At 55.3% G+C, this 21569-nt stretch carries 14 protein-coding genes and 1 tRNA gene; 5 read left to right on the plus strand and 10 right to left on the minus strand.

Annotation, left to right across the window (positions count from 1 at the left end):
- Positions 1-76: 76 nt before the first annotated feature.
- Positions 77-148: transfer RNA gene (locus tag BJQ97_RS08935), tRNA-Gln, on the minus strand.
- A 197-nt stretch (positions 149-345) separates the two neighbouring features.
- Here BJQ97_RS08935 and BJQ97_RS08940 point away from each other — a divergent pair.
- Entirely contained in the window at positions 346-1227 is an 882-nt protein-coding gene (locus BJQ97_RS08940; protein ID WP_201451673.1) for a glycerophosphodiester phosphodiesterase family protein, read from the plus strand.
- Positions 1228-1401: 174 nt separating this feature from the next.
- Positions 1402-1785, plus strand: a complete 384-nt coding sequence (locus BJQ97_RS08945) for a GNAT family N-acetyltransferase (protein WP_236567190.1) — start codon at positions 1402-1404, stop codon at positions 1783-1785.
- A 73-nt stretch (positions 1786-1858) separates the two neighbouring features.
- Here the strand turns inward: BJQ97_RS08945 and BJQ97_RS08950 are convergent, their stop codons facing one another.
- Together BJQ97_RS08950 and BJQ97_RS08955 are read right to left on the minus strand one after the other, a co-directional pair.
- Positions 1859-4015, minus strand: a complete 2157-nt coding sequence (locus BJQ97_RS08950; protein ID WP_160156303.1) for a DNA topoisomerase III — start codon at positions 4013-4015, stop codon at positions 1859-1861.
- 12 nt (positions 4016-4027) lie between these two features.
- On the minus strand, positions 4028-4918 hold the full coding sequence (locus BJQ97_RS08955) for an aldo/keto reductase (protein ID WP_160156304.1): 891 nt from the start codon (positions 4916-4918) through the stop codon (positions 4028-4030).
- An 86-nt stretch (positions 4919-5004) separates the two neighbouring features.
- On the opposite strand from BJQ97_RS08955, the gene pepF reads away from it, so the two are divergent.
- Positions 5005-6861: an oligoendopeptidase F gene (gene pepF, locus BJQ97_RS08960; protein WP_160156305.1), complete on the plus strand. Its 1857-nt coding sequence runs from the start codon at positions 5005-5007 to the stop codon at positions 6859-6861.
- A 147-nt stretch (positions 6862-7008) separates the two neighbouring features.
- Here the strand turns inward: pepF and BJQ97_RS08965 are convergent, their stop codons facing one another.
- From BJQ97_RS08965 to BJQ97_RS08995, 7 genes are all read right to left on the minus strand, one after another.
- Positions 7009-8478, minus strand: a complete 1470-nt coding sequence (locus BJQ97_RS08965) for a nicotinate phosphoribosyltransferase (RefSeq protein ID WP_160156306.1) — start codon at positions 8476-8478, stop codon at positions 7009-7011.
- A gap of 83 nt (positions 8479-8561) precedes the next feature.
- Complete coding sequence (locus BJQ97_RS08970; protein ID WP_160156307.1) at positions 8562-9113, minus strand: cysteine hydrolase family protein; 552 nt, start codon at positions 9111-9113, stop codon at positions 8562-8564.
- A gap of 162 nt (positions 9114-9275) precedes the next feature.
- Entirely contained in the window at positions 9276-10025 is a 750-nt protein-coding gene (gene yidC, locus BJQ97_RS08975; RefSeq protein WP_160156308.1) for a membrane protein insertase YidC, read from the minus strand.
- A 43-nt stretch (positions 10026-10068) separates the two neighbouring features.
- Positions 10069-10335: a hypothetical protein gene (locus BJQ97_RS08980; RefSeq protein ID WP_160156309.1), complete on the minus strand. Its 267-nt coding sequence runs from the start codon at positions 10333-10335 to the stop codon at positions 10069-10071.
- A gap of 88 nt (positions 10336-10423) precedes the next feature.
- Positions 10424-14581 carry a bacteriocin-processing peptidase family protein gene (locus BJQ97_RS08985; RefSeq protein ID WP_201451674.1) on the minus strand — a complete coding sequence of 1386 codons (4158 nt, stop codon included), beginning with the start codon at positions 14579-14581 and terminating at the stop codon, positions 10424-10426.
- Between the two features lie 155 nt (positions 14582-14736).
- Positions 14737-15489 carry an alpha/beta hydrolase gene (locus tag BJQ97_RS08990; protein WP_160156311.1) on the minus strand — a complete coding sequence of 251 codons (753 nt, stop codon included), beginning with the start codon at positions 15487-15489 and terminating at the stop codon, positions 14737-14739.
- Between the two features lie 107 nt (positions 15490-15596).
- On the minus strand, positions 15597-16100 hold the full coding sequence (locus BJQ97_RS08995; protein WP_160156312.1) for a metal-dependent hydrolase: 504 nt from the start codon (positions 16098-16100) through the stop codon (positions 15597-15599).
- A gap of 171 nt (positions 16101-16271) precedes the next feature.
- Between BJQ97_RS08995 and BJQ97_RS09000 the strand changes: the two genes are divergently transcribed.
- Together BJQ97_RS09000 and narH are read left to right on the plus strand one after the other, a co-directional pair.
- A complete protein-coding gene (locus BJQ97_RS09000) occupies positions 16272-19958 on the plus strand; it encodes a nitrate reductase subunit alpha (RefSeq protein WP_160156313.1) in 3687 nt (1228 codons plus the stop codon).
- Positions 19948-21417 (plus strand): nitrate reductase subunit beta, encoded by a 1470-nt coding sequence (gene narH, locus BJQ97_RS09005; RefSeq protein ID WP_160156314.1) that lies wholly within the window; start codon positions 19948-19950, stop codon positions 21415-21417. Before BJQ97_RS09000 ends, narH begins: the two co-directional genes overlap by 11 nt.
- Positions 21418-21569 lie beyond the last annotated feature (152 nt).

The raw sequence follows: 21569 nt of genomic DNA on the forward strand, positions 1-21569 counted from the left end.
CGAAAAAACGGCCCCGCACAACATGGCGGAAGCCGTTTTGGCCGCCGGGACGAACGAGCCCCGTCCGGCGATTCAGCTGGGCTAGCTGGATTCGAACCAGCGCATCACGGAGTCAAAGTCCGTTGCCTTACCGCTTGGCTATAGCCCATCACTTTGTTGTCATTTACAGTATGCGGCATAACGGCGTGCTTTATGCATCAAACTGAATATCCTTTTGCTGTATGCGCGAAACTATCGACACAAGAACCCTTTCTTCATCACCATATCACCTCGTTGTTTCGTTTTTCCTTCATGGTTATTTTCCCTAATTATGGTATCGTTGAATTGGGAAAGGGAGAGATGCATATGCGCCGAATTACTGTTTTTCGCTTATGTTTTTGCGCATGGTTTCTGTTATCGCTACCGCTCGTCTTAGCGTCCTCGGCTACCCGCCAGCCATCCAGCCAGCCGAAAACCGACATCATCGCCCACCGCGGCGCGTCTGGATACGCGCCGGAGCATACGCTCTCATCCTACCGCCTTGCCGCCTGCATGCAGGCGGACTATATAGAAGTCGACGTGCAGATGACAAAAGACCGAAAGCTCATCGCCATGCATGACGCCACGCTCGCCCGGACGACAAATGCCGAAACGGTCTACCCGCGCCGTGCTCCGTGGCGGGTAAATGATTTTTCGTTCGCTGAACTGAGGCGGCTCGATGCCGGATCGTGGTTTGACCCGCGCTTTGCCGGCGAGCGCATCCCGACGCTTGAGGAGGTGATTCAGATGCTGAAAGCGGAGCGTGTGGAAGCCCCGTTGTACATCGAAACAAAACAGCCCGGCATCGAAGAGGCGGTCGTCCATCTATTGAAAAAACACGGTTTCCTGCAACAGCGCCGCGTCATGTTTCAATCATTCCACCCGGAAAGCTTGCAAGCGCTCCGACCGCTCATCCCGCACGGCATTCGGCTCATTCAATTGGTCGGCAAAAAGGAAGCGCACAGCGGCCGCGACGAGCTGCTCCAACACATCGCCATCTATGCCGATGGCATCGGCTTGCCGCTTTCGGCCGTCACCGAAGAGTGGGTGCGCGCCGCCCATGGCCACGGACTCATTGTTCACGTCTATACCGTCAATGAACCACACGATCTCGCTCGCCTATGCACCCTCGGCGTTGACGGCCTGTTCACCGATTATCCAGACCGCCCTGGCCGCATCGCCGCCTGCCGTCGTCTGCTCCGCCATTGACCGGCCTTCAGAGAGCCAGGGGGAGCTTATTTTTTACATAATGTTTAATAAAAACGAAAATCGTTCCCATTTGACCCGATTCGGTGTATCATTTGAGAAAAAGGAGACAAGATCATGTAGACGACCATCGACTACCAAAACGGATCGTTTACCGTAACGACGGACCGCCGCCGCGTGCAGCTTGACCGCGTATGCGGCTTTCTCGCCCGTTCGTATTGGGCGCATGGGCGCAGCCGCGAAACGATCGTCAAATCGCTTAACCATTCGCTCTGCTTTTCCCTTTTTTACGGCGACAGGCAAATTGGCATAGCGCGCGTCATCACCGACCGGGCGACGTTCGCCTATCTCTGCGACGTGTTCATCGATGAAGCATACCGTGGGCAAGATCTCGGGAAATGGCTGTTATCATGCGTGCTCGCCCATCCTGATGTCGCCGCTGTCCGCAAGGTGATGCTCGCGACGAAAGACGCGCACGGGCTATACAGGCAGTTCGGCTTTGCCACGCCGAGCGAGCCGGAGCGGTTGATGGAGCGGATTCAAGAGCCGCGAACGGAGTAAAGCACAAAAGGCGGGCCGCCATCGGTCCGCCTTTTCGCCAAACTCTCCTTCCCTACTTCTTCTGTTGCCTTCATCACCGCTTCGGAAACTGAAACGACAATTTCTTCTCGTTTTCATCCCAAACTAGTATGGCGTCAAACGTTTTCCCGCCTTTTTTAAACCCTTTTATGACATTTGTTTTCCCTTGCGCCAGCAGCTTTTTCACATTCGCCGCCGAAATCGTTTTGCCGAGAATGTGTTTGGAGATCGTAAACGAGCATTTTGTTTTCGCGTACTGGTCGCAGCCGTACAACGTTCCTTTGTCGATGACGGTCCCGCCGCAAAGCGGGCACGGCCCAAGCTTCTCACCCATTGTTTTTTTCTTCCTTGTCCGCTGGATCGAGGCGGTGTCAACCCCTCTGAAATTCCAATTTGGCGCGGCGGCGATGGCGTCAGCGACGACTTTTTGCGCCAACTTTTTCACCTGTTCCATAAAGGCGGCGGGCGAGGCGCTCCCTTCTCCGATTTCGCTTAAGCGCTGCTCCCATTTCGCCGTCATTTCCGGCGAGGCGAGGATCGTGCCGCCGAGCGCCTCGATCAACACTTTCGCCTTGTCGGTCGCGTACACGAGGTTCTTTTTCACTTCAATATACTTCCGCTCTTTCAGCATGGTAATGATCGCCGCCCTTGTTGCTTCCGTGCCGAGCCCTTCCGTTTTGGCGAGCACTTTTTCCAGTTCCTCGTCATCCAAAAATTTTCCCGCCGTTTTCATCAAGGTGATGAGTTCGCCTTCCGTATACCGTTTCGGCGGCTCGGTCTTCCCTTCTTTCACCTTGACAGCGGCCGCTTCCCCTGCCTCGCCTCGCTCAAGGGGAGGCAGCACAGCATCTTTCTCCTCTTCATGCGGGCGGATGACCGCGCGCCATCCTTCCTCGACGACTTGTCTTCCTTTCGAAACGAAGCGAGCCCGACCGTCAACGAGCGTCGTGACGGTCGTATAATCGATGACCGCCGCCTGGTGGTGGGCGGCAATCAAGCGGCGAACGACTAAATCGTACACTTTCCGTTCGTCAGCGGACAGCTTCTCTGGATCCACCACTTGCTCGGTCGGAATGATCGCGTAGTGGTCAGTGACTTTTTTCTCGTTTACATAACGTTTATTCTGTAAAATCGACCGCTGCGGCAACGGAAAATAAGAAGTGTACGCTGGAAACGACGACAGCTTTTGCAAAATAGCCGGAAACGTTTCCGCTTCTCCCTTTGTCACGTGCATCGAATCGGAGCGCGGGTACGAAACGATCCCTTTTTGGTAGAGCGATTGCAGCACGTCAAGCGTCTTTTTCGGCGAGAAGCGGTACAGCTTGTTGGCGGTCGCCTGCAACGTCGATAAGTTGAACAACAGCGGCGGCTGATACGTTTTCCGCTCCGTGCGGACGTCAGCGACTTCCGCGCGTTTGCCTTCACAAAAGGCGGCGATCTTTTTCGCCATCGCCTCATCTTTAAGGCGTGTCTGTCCGTCTTCATCCGTCCATTTTCCTTCATAGCGCTTGTCGCCGATGGCAAACGAAGCGACGACTTCCCAAAACGGCTCGGAGCAAAACTGCTCAATTTCCCGCTCGCGCCGGACGATTAAGGCCAATGTCGGCGTCTGCACGCGCCCGACGGAAAAGATGTCGTTCATTCCGCGCTCCTTCAGCAAGAGGCTGTACACGCGCGAGGCGTTCATGCCGACGAGCCAATCCGCACAGGCGCGGGCGTACGCTTCCTCATAGAGCGGACGCGTCGTCTGCTCATCAAGCAAACGGCGAAACCCTTCCTCAATGGCCTTCGGGGTCAACGATGAGAGCCAAAGCCGCTTGATCGGCTTGTTGACGCCGCTCATGCGGATAATGTTGCGCACAATGAGCTCCCCTTCGCGCCCCGCGTCGCCCGCATGGATGATTTCCGTCACTTCCGGCTTTCGCAACAGTTCCTTGACCACTTGAAACTGTTTCGCCTTCGCTTTTTCGATCTCATACTCGAACCGTTTCGGGATGATCGGCAACGTTTTGAGCGTCCACCGTTTCCACTCGGGCCGGTACCGCTCAGGAGCTGCGAGCTGGAACAAATGCCCGATCGCCCATGTCATATACGCCCCGTTGGGAAACAAGTCATTCGGCAAAATTTCGATATAACCTTGCCGTTTTTTCGTCCGAAAAATCGAGGCGAGCGTCGCCCCTTGGTCCGGCTTTTCCGCGATAATGACTTTCATCGTCCTCTCCCCTTACGGCACATCATGCCCCATGGAGCTTTGCAAAATGGCGAACCATTGCTCCCGGGAAAGCGGAAGCGACAACGCCCGCACCGCCCGCTCAATGCGCTCTCGTTTTCCCGAGCCGACAATCGGCATCATCCGCGCCGGATGAACGAGGAGCCACGCGTACAATACTTCGTCGATCGTCTCAGCGCCAAGTTTCCGCTGCACTTGTTCAAGCGTCCCGCGCAGCCGCACCGCCCGGTCATCGTCAGCGGAAAAAATCGCTCCACCGGCGAGCGGCGACCACACCATCGGCGGCACCCGCTTCTCGAGGCAAAGGTCAAGCGTGCCGTCTTCAAAGTTTTCAAGCCGGTACGCCGATACTTCGATTTGGTTGGTGACAAGCGGAAAGGGCAAATACGATTGCAACATGTCCCAGTGCGAACGTTTAAAGTTGGAAACGCCAAAATAGCGCACTTTTCCATCCTGCTTGAGTTGGAGAAACGCCTCGGCCACCTCTTCCGGGTTCATGAATGGATCCGGACGATGAATGAGCAAGACATCGATATAATCCGTGCGGAAATTCCGCAACGACTGCTCGACCGAGGCAATGATATGTGTTTTGCTTGTATCATATAATTTCATCCCGTATTTTGACGACAGCTTGATCCCACATTTCGTCACGATCTCGATCTGACCGCGTAAGCTTGGCTTTAACGCCAACGCTTCGCCAAAGCGCGATTCACACGTGTAGTCGCCGTAAATATCAGCATGGTCAAACGTCGTAATGCCGCGCTCAAGACAAAATTCAATGAGCGACAGCAACTGCTCCCGCGAATAGCCCCAATCCGCAAGCCGCCAACAGCCGTGAATGAGACGGGAAAAAGTCAAATCGTCCGCTAAACGGATTCGTTCCATTGATCGTCTCCCTTTCTTTTTTGGCTAAAATCGTTCCGCTTGCGCATACTACCAACAAGAGGAAAAAACGGAAAGGACGTGATGATATGAAGCGCTGGCTCCTTGGGCTCGCCGCCGTGCTTCTTTTGGCCTCCCCATGGCCGACATCAGCCGCCGAAACCGCATACGAATGGAATGTGGCTGACATTTACCCATCCGAACACGAATGGATGCGCGACTACAAGGCCGTGCAAAATGCCTTGCCGAAACTGGCGGCGTTTGAAGGGAAGCTCGACGATGCGAAGACGATCGCCAAACTGTTCGCCTTAAACGAACAAACGGCCCGCAAGCTGGAAAAACTATCGCTTTACGCCCATTTAAAACGCGATCTCAACATTGAAGATGAAACGGCAGCCCGTCTCGGGGCGAAAGTAGAAACACTCGCCGCCCAATATGCGGCGAAAACAGCGTTTATCGAGCCAGAACTGCTCGCCCTCCCAGAGCGGACGCTCAAAAAGCTCCAAAAAAGCAAACCGCTGAAAGCGTACCGTTATTACTTCCATGAGTTGCGCGAGCAAAAGCCGCATACGCTCACGAAACGCGAAGAACAGCTGCTCGCGAAACTATCACCGGCGCTCGGCGAAGCGGAGAACATTTATGACCACGCCGCCCGCGGCGATTACGAGCCGCCGTCTGTCAAGATGCCAAACGGAAAAACGGTGACATTGACCGATGACCAATACGCCGCCATGCTCGAGCACCCGGACCGCCGCTATCGAAAGGCGGCGTTTGAGGCGAAAGCCAAAAGTTATGAAGCCATGGAACAAACCGCAGCCGCGACGCTGTATGCCTCGGTCAAAGCGGATGAATTGTATGCGAATGTGCGCCGCTATCCATCCGGCCTTGCCGCCGCGCTGGCCGCCGATGACGTACCGAAGGAAGTGTTTGATCACTTGATCGCCGCCACCCGCCGCCACTTGCCGGCGCTTCACCGCTATGTCGAACTGCGGCGTCGCGCGCTCGGAATTGACCGCGTTCATAGCTATGACTTGTACGTGCCGCTCGTCGGCGAAACGACGAAATCGATTCCGGTCGAAACGGCGAAAACGTTAATTTTAGAAGGGCTCAAACCGCTTGGCCCCGACTATGTGAAGCACGTGCGCCAAGCGTTCGAAAAGCGGTGGATTGATGTCTACCCGCGCCCGAAAAAATATACTGGCGGCTACAACACGGGAGCGTATGACACCCATCCGTTCATCTTGCTCAATTACAACGGTTCGATCGACAGCGTATTGACGATGGCCCACGAGCTTGGGCACGCCATGCATTCCGTATACACGAACCGCGCGCAGCCGTACCATTATTCCGGCCATTCGATTTTCACCGCCGAAGTCGCCTCGACCGCGAACGAATGGCTGATGCTCGATTACCTGTATAAGCAGGCGAAAACAAAGGATGAAAAACTCCGCTTGCTCATCGAACAAATCGAGCAAATCCGCGGCACGTTGTACACGCAAGTGATGTATTCCGAATTTGAACGGATGATTCATGACAAAGTGCGCCAAGGCGGCAGTCTGACAGCGGACGAACTGAACCATCTTTGGCTTGGCCTGCTCAAAACGTATTACGGCCCGGCGTACGCCGCCGACCCCGGCGCCGCGCGCGGCTGGCTGCGCATCCCGCATTTTTATGACGCCTTTTATGTATACAAATATGCCACTTCACTCGCGGCATCGTACACCATTGTGAACGACATCCAAACCGATACAAGCAGCGAGGCGGTGAAGCGGTACAAACAATTTTTGCGCTCCGGCGCATCCGATGACCCGATCCGTCTGCTCAAGCGAGCCGGAGTGGATATGACAAGCCCCGAACCGATCGAGCGCGTCTTGGGCCATTTCGCCGAACTCGTTGACGAACTCGATCGGCAGCTGTCAAGCCAAAACCGTCAGCCGTCTACATGAAAGAGGTGTCCCGCGCCGTTCGGGACACCCTTGTTTTTACGGCGGAAAGAAGAATATCGCTTTGCACTGCAACGCGCCGGATCGGTTGAGGCGATCGACCGCGCGCAAAGTGATTCCATAGAAGCGCTTGACCTGCAGCCAAGACGGTTATTCACTTCCGGATGCGCCTGCAATTTTTTCTTTCACCTTGCGGATGTTTTCCATCTTATTGTCCCAACACGCTTGGCTCAAATCGACAGGATATTGCTCGGGATTGAGCGTCCGTTTGTACTCCTCCCAAAACAGGCGCAAACTTTCTTTCGCATACGCTTGAATGTCCCGAAGCGGCGGCGGCGTATACACAAGCCGTCCGTTATCGAAAATCGTCACATGCAAATCACGCGCTTCAAAATTGGTGACGAATTTGCTGATGAACGTGTACACCGGATGGAACATTTTCAATCGTTCTTCTTGCTGCGGGTTTTCGCTTTCCAAAGCGATGTAGTCGCCTTCCGCTTTTTGATTGATTTTATTGACGATGCGATACACCCGCTTCAGCCCCGGGGTCGTCACTTTTTCCGGATTGCCGCTGATTTTGATCGTGTCGATCATCTCGCCGTTTTCATTTTCAATCGCCACCATTTTATAAACGGCGCCTAACGCCGGCTGATCATATGCGGTGATCAATTTCGTGCCGATTCCCCACACATCAATTTTTGCCCCTTGCGATTTCAAGTTTAAAATCGTATCTTCGTCCAGATCGTTCGAGGCGAAAATTTTCGCGTTCGGAAATCCAGCTTCATCGAGCATTTTCCGCGCTTCTTTTGACAAATAGGCGAGGTCGCCGCTGTCGATGCGGATGCCGATAAAGTTGATTTGGTCGCCCAGCTCCTTCGCGACGCGAATGGCGTTTGGCACTCCCGATTTCAATGTATCGTACGTATCGACAAGAAATACGCAGTCTTTATGGCGGCGTGCATATTTCAAGAACGCGACATATTCATCCTGATACGCTTGAATCATCGAATGGGCGTGCGTCCCGGCGACCGGAATGCCAAACAGTTTCCCGGCGCGCACATTTGATGTCGCCTCAATCCCGCCGATATACGCTGCGCGCGCCCCCCAAAGCGCCGCATCCATCTCCTGCGCCCTCCGGCTGCCGAACTCCAAAGCCGGTTCGTCCCCGAGAATATGCTTAATGCGCGACGCTTTCGTGGCGATGAGCGTCTGAAAATTGATGATGTTTAAAATAGCCGTTTCGATGAGCTGCGCCTCGGCAAGCGGCGCCTCGATGCGCATAATCGGTTCGTTGGCAAACACCACTTCCCCTTCGCGCATCGAACGGACTGTGCCGGTGAAGCGAAGCGTCCGCAAATAGTCTAAAAAGTCGTCGCAGTAGCCAAGTTCTTGGCGCAAATAGTCGATGTCGCTGTCAGAGAATCGAAACTGCTGCAAAAACTGAATGACGCGCTCCAACCCAGCAAACACCGCATAGCCGTTGCCAAACGGCAGCTTGCGGAAAAACACCTCAAACACGGCGCGGCGCTCATGCATACGATCTTCCCAATACGTCTCGACCATGTTGATTTGATATAAGTCCGTATGAAGCATCAAACTGTCATCGGCATATGTTTTCATGAATTTGCAACCTCCAACATACGAATGACTGCGCCGCCGAATCGAAAAGAATGTTCATCGTCTATTCTATCACGTTTTCTCCATTATTCCACTATTTCTGCGCCTAGCGTATGGCGAAAATGGCGGAGCGCCCATTCGTGCCCGACCGCGTCGAAGCTCGCCACCGCCCGCCGGTGGACGACAATGCGAAATCCTTTGTTGTACGCATCGACCGCCGTATGAAGGACGCAAATATCGGTGCAGCAGCCGACCAAATGCACTTCCGTGATGCCTCTCTCGCGCAATTTCAGCTCCAAATCAGTCCCGGCGAACGCGCTGTAGCGCGTTTTGTCCATCCAATACACATTGTCTTTATGCTTGTTCGCCTGATACACCGCCTCGAGCTCCCCGTACAGCTTTCGTCCCTCTGTCCCTTCAATGTTATGCGGGGGAAACAGATTTGCTTCCGGATGATAGGGATCTCCCACCGCATGTTTGTCAATGGCAAAAACAACAAAATCACCGTTGTCAATAAACTGTTTCGTCACACGCACCAATTCGTCTTCAATCGCCTGACCCGGCTTCCCGCATGTGAGCGCGCCATGATCGGCGATGAAATCGACGGTGTAGTCGATGTTAATAAGCGCCTTGTTCATTCCCATTCACTCCCTTTTTCCCTACATGGTCGGGTTGCTGTTTTTCCATCTCGCCCACATCTTTTTGGCCTTTTCTATCATTATACCATAGCAACGTTAACATCAGATGAAACAACGAATCCCCTGTCGGCTGGAAGCGGACAGGGGATTGTCGATGTGGTTTTAGCTATTTTCTGCCGCTTTCGCCGCTTTCAGCTGGCTGCGCAAAATGAGCGACTGGATGATCGAGAAGCAGCCGCCAACAACCCAGTAAAGCGACAGCGCCGATGGGACGGAGCTGGCGCCGATAAAAATCATCACCGGCATGATGTACGACATCATCGCCATTTGCGGCAGTTGCTCCTCTGTCATCGACGGCGACAGGCGGAGCGAAATGAACGTCGTCAACGCCGCCAAAACGGGCAAAATGAAATACGGATCGCGGTGGCCGAGCTCGACCCATAAGAATGAATGCGTTTTAATTTCCTGCGTCCGCGAAATCGCATAATAGAGCGCCATAAAAATCGGCATTTGAATGAGCACCGGCAGGCAGCCGCTCGCCGGGTTGACGCCGTGTTTTTGATACAGCTGCATCATTTCTTGCTGGAGCTTGCGCTGCGTTTCCGGGTCTTTGCTTTTATATTTTTCTTGCAGCTTCATAAGCTCCGGGCGCAGCTTTTGCATGGCGAGTGATGCGCGGAACTGCTTCAAAATGAGCGGCAGCAAGCAAAACCGGACGATGAGCGTCAGCACGATAATGGCGATGCCGTAGTTGTCGCCAAACCAGTGCCCAAGCGTCAAAAGGAGCTTCGACATCGGGTAGACAAAATAATGGTTCCAAATGCCTTGGCTATGTTCGTCGATCGGTTCGTTGCGGTTGCAGCCGGAAAGAAGCAAGACTGCACCAAGCAACACCAATACCCATTTTTTCATGAAAAGCCCTCCTTCTATCACGTTGCAAAATCAAGCCGTTTCATCATAAAGGAAAGGGCCTTCCATCCTCATCCGTTCGGCTTGTCTGTTCCCGAACGGGAATTTTCCGCCGCTGCGGCAAAAACAGCGGGCGCCATGGAAGCGCTGCTCGTTCGGCGCCTCCTGCCGCCTCCCGCTCGCGAACCGAGGCCAACGCCGGTTCATAAAACAGCGAGCCCGCCATCCGGCGCGCGCTCATATGTCCTTTCATGATGATCCATAACGCGCCGACAAGCGACATATACACAAGCAAATCAACAGGCGCTTCCATGCGTCCCGTCCACCTCCTTTTGCCCCCCCGTCCATCTTCTCTTCTCATACGATAGCAAACTTTCCATCAAAAGAAAAGCAACAATTGATCACATCCGCTCCAAGCGATGAAACGCCGGCTCGTCAGCCGCCAACAGGGCGAGCTCTCCGCTTTCATCGGCCGCTAACGCCGCCTCAAGCTCTTGTTTCGCCTCATCGAAGCGCCCAAGCAGCGCGAGGTAGCGGGCTCGTTCGTAGCGAAGTCGAGCATCTTTGGCCATATGGGCGCACCGTTCAATGGCAGCCACCGCCCGCTCAATGTGCCCTGCCGCTTCATAAGCAGCCGCAAGCTGCATATTCAGCTCTTCATCCTCAGGATACCAATCGGCGTAGCGCTCCCAAAGCGCCGCCGCCTCCTGATAGCGGCCTGTTTCCATATACTGTTCGCCAAGCAACATGAGCGCTCTGCGCGCAAGCGGCTCTTCGGCAACGATCGCCTCCAGCTGCCGCTCGGCTTTCTCGTGCTGCCCTTCTTGAAGCCAAACGACCGCCTGCAACACGCGCAGTTCGACATCATCCGGACGCTCCGCCAGCAGCCGCTCCAGCCAGCGCTTTGCTTCCTCGCGTTTTCTTTCCTCATCGTCGGTCAATAAATATTCCACAAATTCCTGCGCCAAAGAAGGATCCCAAACGCGGGCGAGCGCTTTGCGCCACGTTCTCACGGCGTCGCTGTCCAATTCCAGTGCGACATATAAGCGGGCGAGCTGCCCATAGGCTTCCGCATTGCCGCGGTCGAGACGGATCGCCTCCTCATACAAATCAATGACGATAGAAAACAAGGAAAACCTTCCAACCCATTCCTTCGCTTTTGTCCACCATCGCACCGGCCCGTCGCTTTCGTTCTGTTCCTCTCCCAAATACGGAAGGAGAGCAGCGGCCGCGTTCCGATAAATAACGCTTTTCTCCTCGCGGCTTGCCCTTAGCCGCTCCAACCGGTGACGAAGCTTTCCTAAGCCGCGCATCGTTTTTGGAAAAAGGGCGACGTACAAGGGATACAACAATTCATCGTCGGGATGGCGCACCATCAACTGTTCCAGCAGGTTGGCCGCCTCTTTTTGGCGTCCTTCCCCCATGAGCACCATCGCCCAATGGCGGAGCACTTCATGATGGTCCGGCGCAAGGGCAAGCGCCTTCTCAACCGCCGCCTTTTCTTGATCGCGGCGTCCGAGCGCTCCATAAACATATCCAAGGCTGTCGTAATACCACGCCTCCCCTGCATGCGGACGGACATCTGCCAAAGCCCGAAGAAACGCTGAAGGCTCCGCGATCGCGGCAAGCTGCTCCATATCGACACGCATCGGGGCAAGGCGGACCGCCTCAAGCAAATGCGCGTGCTGCCGCTCTTCGTTTCCTTCTGCCTCATATAGCGCAGCCAAGCGAACATGACAGAGGGCAAACGACGGATCGGCTTTGAGACACGCCTCATAATGTTGTTTCGCCTCTTCGTAGCGTCCCATCGAGGCGCACAGCTCCGCCAGCCGGAAGAGTGAAAGCGAATGGCTCATGGCGGCGGCTTCTCGGTAAAGCGCCATGGCCTTGGACGGCCGTCCTTGCCGCTCATAAAGGACGCCGAGAGCGGAATGGGCCGAAGCGAGTTTCGGGCGAGCCGAAACAAGCTGCTCTAAAAACGCCCGGCCGCGCTCGAGAAGAGCTGGCGTTGTCAGCTGATCGATGTAAAACTCGTACGCTTCTTCGGCATCAAACTCGGCAAGGCGCAACCCTTCCTCCAACCACGACAGCGCTGTCTCGCGTCCTTCCTCCTCATCCGCGAAACCGTGGGCGACAAGCCATCTTGCCGCATTGAGCCAGTATTCGCTGTTGTTGGCAAAACGGGTGCGCTGCTTGATTACATACCGGCGCGCCGCTTCCACATCCCCGCGCTCCGCCAAGGCAGCCGCCAAGCCTAGATGGGCAAACACATCATCACGGTCATGACGGATCGCTTCTTCGTAGCACGAAACCGCTTGTTCCACCTCTCCTTCATCCATATATAGATCTCCAAGGCGGACGTAAAGCGGCGCCGCGCGCCAAGCGGCAGCCAGCCCCTCTTCCAACGCCGCCTTCGCCTTTTCCCAGTCGCCGTCGTCATGATACAAATCGGCAAGCATCAAATACGGGTACGGTTCCTGTGGATCGAGCGCTTTCGCGACGCAAAAGCCGCGTTCCGCTTTGCGCCGGCGGCCGAGCTCCCGATCGCAACGGGCCCGCTCATACCAAAGCTGGGCATCCCGCCGTTCGCGGCGCACAAGACGATCAAACCATTCGCGCGCTTCGGCGAACCGCTTCGCGTGGAACAAAAGCACACCGTGGTTCGTTTCGATAAACAAATCGCCCGGATACAAGCTGACCGCCACGCGCGAAGAGATGAGCCCTTTTTCGATATGACCGGCGTACGCCGAGGCGAGTCCGAAATAGCTCCACACTTCCGGCTGGTCTGGGTCCAACTGGAGCGAGGCGCGGAAATAGCGGGCCGCCTCTTCGTAGCGGCTGGCAAAAAAGGCAATGCGGCCGCGCAAATAATGGTAGAGCGGGCTTTGCGCCTTTCCTTTCACCCGTTTGAGCACGTCTTCGGCATGCTCCATTTCTTGCGTGTAGACGTACGCTTTCGCCGCCATCAGCAGCAAATCGTTATGTTCGGGATACTCGCTCAAGACGCGTCCGGTGTAATTCAACACAAGAGGCTTCGCCTCATCGCTGCTAAAATGCTTCATGACATACAGCCATGTGTACGGGATGTGCTCATGCTTGCGCAAAAAGGCGACAAACGAGTCAAAATGCGCCTGTTCGTCCTCATCCATCTGTTCGGCCAACCCATGCAATTCTCGGAAATAGCGGTCTTCCTCTTCGGGGAGCTCGGCGGCGAGCGCCGCTTTTTCCCGGGGAAGCGCAACAATCGACAAATAATGCGTCCCTGCATACCATTTGGCAAGCTCGTCCTCGGAAACGACAAACGAATCAAAGAGATTCGGGTCTTGCACGTACAACGCCCCAAGCTGCTCGTCATAGCCAAACAGCACTTGCACGTGTGATGATTGTTCATAATCGACGCTTAGCAGCACCGGAACGCCTTCGTCAATCAACCGTTTCCAGCGCAACGGCGAGCCAATAAAAAAACGGCAAGTAAATCCAAGACCCTCCAAATATCGAACCGTCGTTGACAATTTCGATCCACGGACATCAAAAATATGTTGGGCCACTTCATCCTGCGTGCGGGGGGAGCCAAGCAATCGAAGCATCATTTCCAAACTTGCCGGCACGCAATAGTTATGCTTTTGCACGACTGGTACAAGCGGCAGCACCACCGACCGTTTCCTTTTCCGCCCAAGCGCACGGGCGTACGGCGTTTTTTCAAGCTGCGGCTCCGCTTTCACAAGCGATTCAAGCTTCTCCCATTCGCCAAGCTGGTAATACAGTTCGGCGCGCAAATGGGCGAAATAACGGCGATGCATATGAAGCGGATTCAGGCGGTCCAGTTCATCCATCGCCGCGATCGCCTCGCGGTAGGCGCGCACATCGCGCAGGCGGCGCACGCGCTCAGCGTAAAACGCCAGCACTTGCGGAAAGCGCCGCTTTCCTTCCTCCAGAACGGCAAGCGCCTCATGGTGGCGGCCGTCAAGAGCGTACAAATCCGAAAGCAGCAAATAACACATGTCGCCGCGCTCCCGATCATCCAACCCGGCGCGAAGCTCGTGTTCAGCACGCTGCCGGTCGCCGGTCTCGATATAAAAGCAGCCCCACTTGTCATGCATCGGCACCGTCTCATAGCGGGCAACCACATCCATCCATTCCCGCGCCTCATCAATCCGCTGCATATCCAATAAAGCGCGCACCAACGCAAACGCCGCCCGGACGATCGATTCCCTCGGCTCTTCCATCCGGCCTTCGAGCGCTTCTGTAAGGCGCGGGACAAGCGCTTCTTCCACATCAAGCGGCCGGCGGTTCTCGAGCCACTCGTCGCACACCCAAGCGAGCGTCTGGAGCGTGTTGAACTTCCGGTGGGCGTACCGCGCGACAAGCCCGCTATGACGATACATCAAGGCATAATCAAACAATCGGACAAGTGCGCGAAACGGCTCCAGCGTCTCCCAACGGGAAAGCACCCGGCGCCATTCGAACATTCCCATCGTTTCAAGAAGTGGTCGGACTTCCTTTAGCGCTTCAATGATTCGCTTTTCTTGAACAAGTGACGAGACATTTTCGATCTTCATCAAAGGAGCTCCTTTATCGAAACAATGGTTTTTCTTGATGTTAATAGTTTAGAATAATCAGCATAAAACAGCCATACATGTTTTCAGAAAAATAAAGTGAAAACAGAAACAACCCACCCTGATTTTTCGGCAGGATGGGGCGCCAACGAATTCATCTATTCGGCATGTTTGGCAAAAAACTGGAGCGATCGCTCGATAATGACTGGCTGGTCGTAGTCGAGCGTGGCCACATGGTAGCTGTTCGAGAGCCGGATGATCTCTTTTTCGGCTGAACGAATGCCGTCCGAAATCAATTGGGCATTCTCGGGCGGCACAACGTGGTCTTCGTCGGAAACAAAAATCAATGCCGGGCAGACGATGCGATCGAGATTCGCTTTTGTCTGCTCCATCAGCCTAGCCAGCTCAAGAAGCGATGCGGTCGGCGTTTTCTCGTATGCCAGCTCTTTCACATCCGGATTTTTCAAGTCCGAACCGATCGAATCGAGATATCTCGGCAGCTCGCCCCCGGCCGCCAGACCAGCGCGGATGGCCGGAATATCGATGGCGGCATTGACCAGCACGATGCCGCGGATGTCTGGATGATGTTCCGCAAGATGCAGTGTGAGCGTCCCGCCCATCGACAGCCCGGTGACAAAAATCGCCCCGCACCGTTCCTTCAACCATTCATATCCTTCCTCGACCGAGGCGATCCAGTCGTCAAACGTCGTCCGCTCCATATCTTCATAATGCGTTCCGTGCCCTTTTAAGCGCGGCAGGCAGACTGTGTAGCCGGCTTTTGCATAGGCCTCAGCGAGCGGGCGCATGCTGTGGGGTGTGCCGGTGAACCCGTGCACGAGCAGCACCCCGACCGGCCCATTTTTGGCATAAAATGGCTCCGCACCAGGGAGCACCGGATATTGTTCGCTCATCTTCCTCTCCCCTTGTCGATTTTGTCCCTATCTCTTATATGTATTCGCCGCCGTCCCCATTTTTCCCTTTTTCCTTTCAAGAGCCACCGCGCCGAAATCGGCGGGCATCACCAACCAAACGGCAGCGACCGCCACCACTCGCAAAATAATCCGTTAACACCGAGGTAAATCAAACCGGCCAACGCGGCGTACACAAGCACTGTTTCCATCCCTTTCCCCGTCCGATAGAGCGGCACTTTCCACCGTTTGGACGAAAACGGCCAAAGCAGCGGCACTCCTTGGACGGAAAAAAAGTCTTCCACAATATGAAACAAGCAGCCAAGCACAAGCCCCGTGGCAAACGGCGACGCCGAGTCGCGCCAAACAAGCGCGGCAAGCACTCCCCAGACGATGAGCGAATGCGTCATGCCGCGATGGCCGAACGCTTCTTTCACTTTGCGGGCGACGCCGAACGAACGGCGACCAACGTATGATGACGGCTCATCAATGTCCGGAAGAAGGCTGCCGATGACAAGCCCTGTCGTATAGGAGGCGGTAAACGGCAACCCCGTATGCGCGGACGCCGCCGCGCCGAGGCATAATGTGGCAATGACATGGCTGGAGTATCGCAACGAAATCCCCTCAAACTTTTATCGTTTTCCCCATTATACCATACAAAAGAATATTTGTTCGTTCGTTTGACGAATTTGTGACAATGCTGCCAAGTGTGACAAAGTTAACATCGTGTTATTGGCATCATGGCTATCGTTAAAAGTACAGAACGCGTAAAGGAGTTGAACGAAATGAAACAAAAACGATCCCCGCTTGCAAACCGTTTCAAATATATTCGGCCGATCGAGCGCCAAGCCGACGGTCATAGCGAAACGACCTACGGCGACCGCACCTGGGAAGACGCGTACCGCCGCCGCTGGCAGCACGACAAAGTCGTCCGCTCGACCCACGGCGTCAACTGCACGGGATCGTGCAGCTGGAACATTTACGTGAAAAACGGCATCGTCACGTGGGAAGGACAGCAACTCGATTACCCGTCGACTGGGCCGGATATGCCGGACTTTGAACCGCGCGGCTGCCCGCGCGGCGCAAGCTTCTCATGGTATATGTACAGCCCGCTGCGCGTCAAATATCCATACGTGCGCGGCGTGTTGATCGACATGTGGCGCGAGGCGCTCGCGACTCATCCGAACAACCCTCTTGAAGCGTGGAAAAGCATCGTCGAAAACCCCGACAAAGCGAAGCGCTACAAACAAGCGCGCGGAAAAGGCGGGTTCGTGCGCGTCAGCTGGGACGAAGCATTGACACTTGTTGCCGCTTCCTTATTGTATACGGTCGTCAAATACGGGCCGGACCGCAACGTCGGCTTCTCGCCGATCCCGGCGATGTCAATGGTCAGCCATGCCGCCGGATCGCGGTTTATGCAGTTGATGGGCGGACCAATGTTAAGCTTTTATGACTGGTACGCCGACTTGCCGCCGGCGTCGCCGCAAATTTGGGGCGACCAAACGGACGTTCCGGAGTCAAGCGACTGGTACAACGCCGGCTACATCATCACGTGGGGCTCGAACGTCCCGCTCACCCGGACGCCGGACGCCCATTTTTTAGCGGAAGTGCGCTACCGCGGTGCGAAAGTCGTCTCCGTCAGCCCAGATTACGCCGAGTCGACAAAATTCGCCGACGACTGGCTGCCGGTGAAGCAAGGAACGGACGGCGCCTTGGCGATGTCCATGGGCCACGTCATTTTAAACGAATATTATATCAAACAGACCGTCCCGTATTTTGAACAATATGCGAAAACGTACACCGATTTTCCGTTTGTCGTCACACTGAAGCAAGACGGCGGCGCCTGGACGGCCGGACGCTTCCTCTTGGCGAAAGACCTCGGCAAACAAACGGAAAATGCCGAATGGAAGCCGGTCGTCTACGACGAGAACACCGACTCGTTTGCCGTACCGAATGGGACGATCGGTGCCCGCTGGGAAGACAAAGGAAAATGGAACTTGCGCCTCGTTGACGAGGAAACGGAGCAGCCGATTGAACCGCGCCTGTCGTTTTTAGGGAGGGAGGATGAGGTCATTCCCATTCAGCTGCCGTATTTCACTGATGACGGTGGAAAAACGATCGAACGCGCCGTGCCGGTGAAAAAAGTGCGCACCGAAACAGGTGACGTGTATGTCACGACTGTCTACGACTTGACTTTGGCCAACTACGGCATTGACCGCGGCATCGGCGGCACGGTCGCCCGCTCGTACGACGACGAGGTGCCGTTCACGCCAGCATGGCAAGAGGCGATCACCGGCGTCAACCGCGATCTCGTCGTCAAAATCGCCCGCGAGTTTGCCAACAACGCCATCGACACAAACGGCCGGTCCATGATCATCGTCGGCGCCGGGATCAACCATTGGTTCAACTCCGATACGATTTACCGCGCCGTCTTAAACCTTGTCTTGTTCGTCGGCGCTCAAGGGGTAAATGGCGGCGGCTGGGCTCATTACGTCGGGCAAGAAAAACTGCGCCCAGCGGAAGGATGGCAGACCATCGCCATGGCGCGCGACTGGGTCGGACCGGCGAAACTGCAAAACGGCACGTCATTCTTTTACTTTGCGACCGACCAATGGCGCTACGAAAAGCGGCCGGTCGATGAGCTCGTCTCGCCGCTCGCGAAACGAGCGCGCTATTCACATCCTGGCGATTACAACGTCTTAGCCGTCCGGCTCGGCTGGCTGCCATCGTACCCGACGTTTAACAAAAATGGCATCGAGCTGTATAACGAAGCGGTTCGCAACGGAGCACGCACGCCGGAAGAAATCGGCGCCTATGTCGCGAAACAACTGAAAGAGAAAAAGCTGCAGTTCGCCATTGAAGACCCGGACAACGAGGCGAACTTCCCGCGCAACTTGATCGTCTGGCGCGCCAACTTGATCTCGAGCTCCGGCAAAGGGCACGAATATTTCTTAAAACATTTGCTTGGCACGAAGAACGGCTTGCTAAACGACGACCGGGACAGCCTGCGCCCGGAAGAAATCCGCTGGCGCGACGAAGCGCCGGAAGGCAAGCTTGACTTGCTTGTCAATTTGGACTTCCGCATGGCCGGAACAGCGCTCTACTCCGATGTCGTTCTGCCGGCGGCCACTTGGTATGAAAAACACGATTTAAGCAGCACCGATATGCATCCATTCATCCACCCGTTCAATCCAGCCGTGCCTCCGCTTTGGGAAGCGCGGTCGGACTGGGACATTTTCAAATCGCTCGCCAAAGCCGTATCCGATGTGGCAAAACAATCCAGCTTAAAGCCGATGAAAGAAGTCGTCGCCACCCCGCTGCTGCACGATACGGCGCAAGAGCTGGCGCAGCCGTTTGGCGAGGTGAAAGATTGGAGCAAAGGCGAAACTGAACCAATCCCGGGCAAAACAATGCCGAACATTCATGTCATCGAGCGCGACTATACGCTCATTTACGATCAAATGACCGCCCTCGGCCCGAACGTCGCCCGCCAGCCGATCGGTGCAAAAGGGATCGCCTGGTCGGCGAAAGACGAATACGAGCAGCTGAAGCGCCGGCTCGGCACCGTCCGGCGCGCCTCGGTCGCCGATGGTTGCCCGGACATCAGCGAAGCAAAAAAAGCGGCCGAAGCGATTTTGACGCTGTCATCGACCACAAACGGAAAAATGGCCGTCAAGGCGTGGAAAGCGCTCGAGAAAAAGACGCATTTGGAGCTTGCCGACTTGGCGAAAGAGCGTGAGGAAGAATGTTTCACGTTTGAACAAATCACTGCCCAGCCGAAAACGGTCATCACCTCACCGGCGTTCAGCGGCTCGGAAAAAGGCGGACGACGCTACTCGCCGTTTACAACAAACGTGGAACGGCTCATTCCGTGGCGGACATTGACCGGCCGGCAGTCGTTTTACCTCGACCATGAACTGATGCACGAGTTCGGCGAAACGATGGCGACGTTCAAACCGGTCTTGCTGCACCGCCCGTTCTCGAACAAACGGCTCACAGAAAAAGGAAAAGAAGTCGTGTTGAACTACTTGACGCCGCATAACAAATGGTCGATCCACAGCATGTACTTCGATTCCTTGCCGATGTTGACGCTTTTTCGCGGCGGGCCGACCGTCTGGATGAACAAAGATGACGCGGCGGAAGCCGGCATCAACGACAACGACTGGATCGAATGTTTCAACGAAAACGGCGTCGTCGTCGCCCGCGCCGTCGTCTCCCACCGGCTGCCGCGCGGCATGGCGTTTATGCACCACGCGCAAGATCGCCATATAAACGTGCCGGGCACGAAGCTGACGAACAACCGCGGCGGCACGCACAACAGTCCGACGCGCATCCATGTAAAGCCGACGCATATGATCGGCGGATATGCACAATTAAGCTACGGATTCAACTATTACGGACCGACGGGCAACCAACGCGACTTGTACGTCGTCATCCGCAAACTCGAGGAGGTGGATTGGCTTGAAGATTAAAGCGCACATCGGCATGGTGATGAATTTGGACAAATGCATCGGCTGCCATACATGCAGCGTCACGTGCAAAAACACATGGACAAACCGCCCCGGCGCCGAATACATGTACTTCAACAACGTCGAAACGAAGCCGGGGATCGGCTATCCGAAACAGTGGGAAGACCAAGACAAATACAAAGGCGGCTGGGGATTGAAAAACGGTGAATTGCGGCTCCAATCCGGCTCGAAGGCCATGCGGCTCGTCCATTTGTTCTACAACCCGTACCAGCCGACGATTGACGATTATTATGAACCGTGGAATTACGACTATGAAACGTTGACGAACAGCCCGCCAAAACAATACCAGCCGGTCGCCCGGCCGAAATCAAGCATTACCGGCGAATGGATAGAACTGTCATGGGGGCCGAACTGGGAAGACGACCTAGCCGGCGCCCACGTCACGGGCTTGCGCGACCCGAACGTCATCAAAATGGAGCAATCGATCCAAACGGAATTTGAGAACGTCTTTATGATGTACTTGCCACGCATTTGCGAACATTGCATCAACCCGCCGTGCGTGTCGAGCTGCCCGTCGGGGGCGATGTACAAACGCGACGAGGACGGCATCGTCCTCGTCGACCAAAACGCCTGCCGCGCTTGGCGGTATTGCGTCACAAGCTGCCCGTACAAAAAAGTGTATTTCAACTGGCAAACGAACAAAGCAGAAAAATGCACGCTCTGCTTTCCGCGCATCGAAGCCGGCATGCCGACGATTTGCGCGGAAACGTGCGTCGGCCGCATCCGCTACATCGGGGTCATGCTGTATGACGCCGATCAAGTGAAAGAAGCGGCGAGCGTCGCCGATGAGAAACAGCTGTACCACGCCCAGCTTGATATGTTCCTTGATCCGAATGATCCGGCCGTCATCGCCGAAGCGAAAAAAGCCGGCATCCCGGACGAATGGATCTCCGCTGCGCAACGCTCGCCGATTTACAAAATGATCGTCGATTGGAAAATCGCCTTGCCGCTGCACCCGGAATACCGGACATTGCCGATGGTGTGGTACATTCCGCCGTTAAGCCCGATCATGAATGCGATCGAAGGAAAAGGAAGCAACGCCAGCGCTGATGACATCTTCCCGGCGATTGACAACATGCGCATTCCGATCGAGTATTTGGCGAATTTGCTGACGGCGGGCGATACGGCGCACATCCGCACAACGTTGAAAAAGATGGCGGCCATGCGTTCGTATATGCGGGCAAAACAAACGAACAAACAGCCGAACATCCACCTCGTCGAATCGCTCGGCCTAAGCTGTGAAGATATCGAAGAGATGTACCACCTGCTCGCGATCGCCAAATACGAAGACCGCTTCGTCATCCCGGCATCGCACCGCGAAGAAGTCGCGGACTTGTACGCGGAACAAGGCAGCTGCGGGCTGGCGTTCGCCGGCGGCCCGGGCGCCTGCGGCACGCTTTGATGCTCCACATGCACATGGCAATTGTTGCTCGAACCAATCCCATTACATTAAGGGATTGTCGAGCAACGCCGTCTTTCATCCCACAATGGAAACCGTGGGCTTTCAGACAGCTTTCTCTGTAAAGGGCCGCCCCCTTCAACAATGAAATGGAG

Origin of the sequence: Geobacillus sp. TFV-3, from assembly GCF_009901865.1 — a bacterium.
GTDB classification, from domain to species: Bacteria; Bacillota; Bacilli; order Bacillales; family Anoxybacillaceae; genus Geobacillus; species Geobacillus thermoleovorans_A.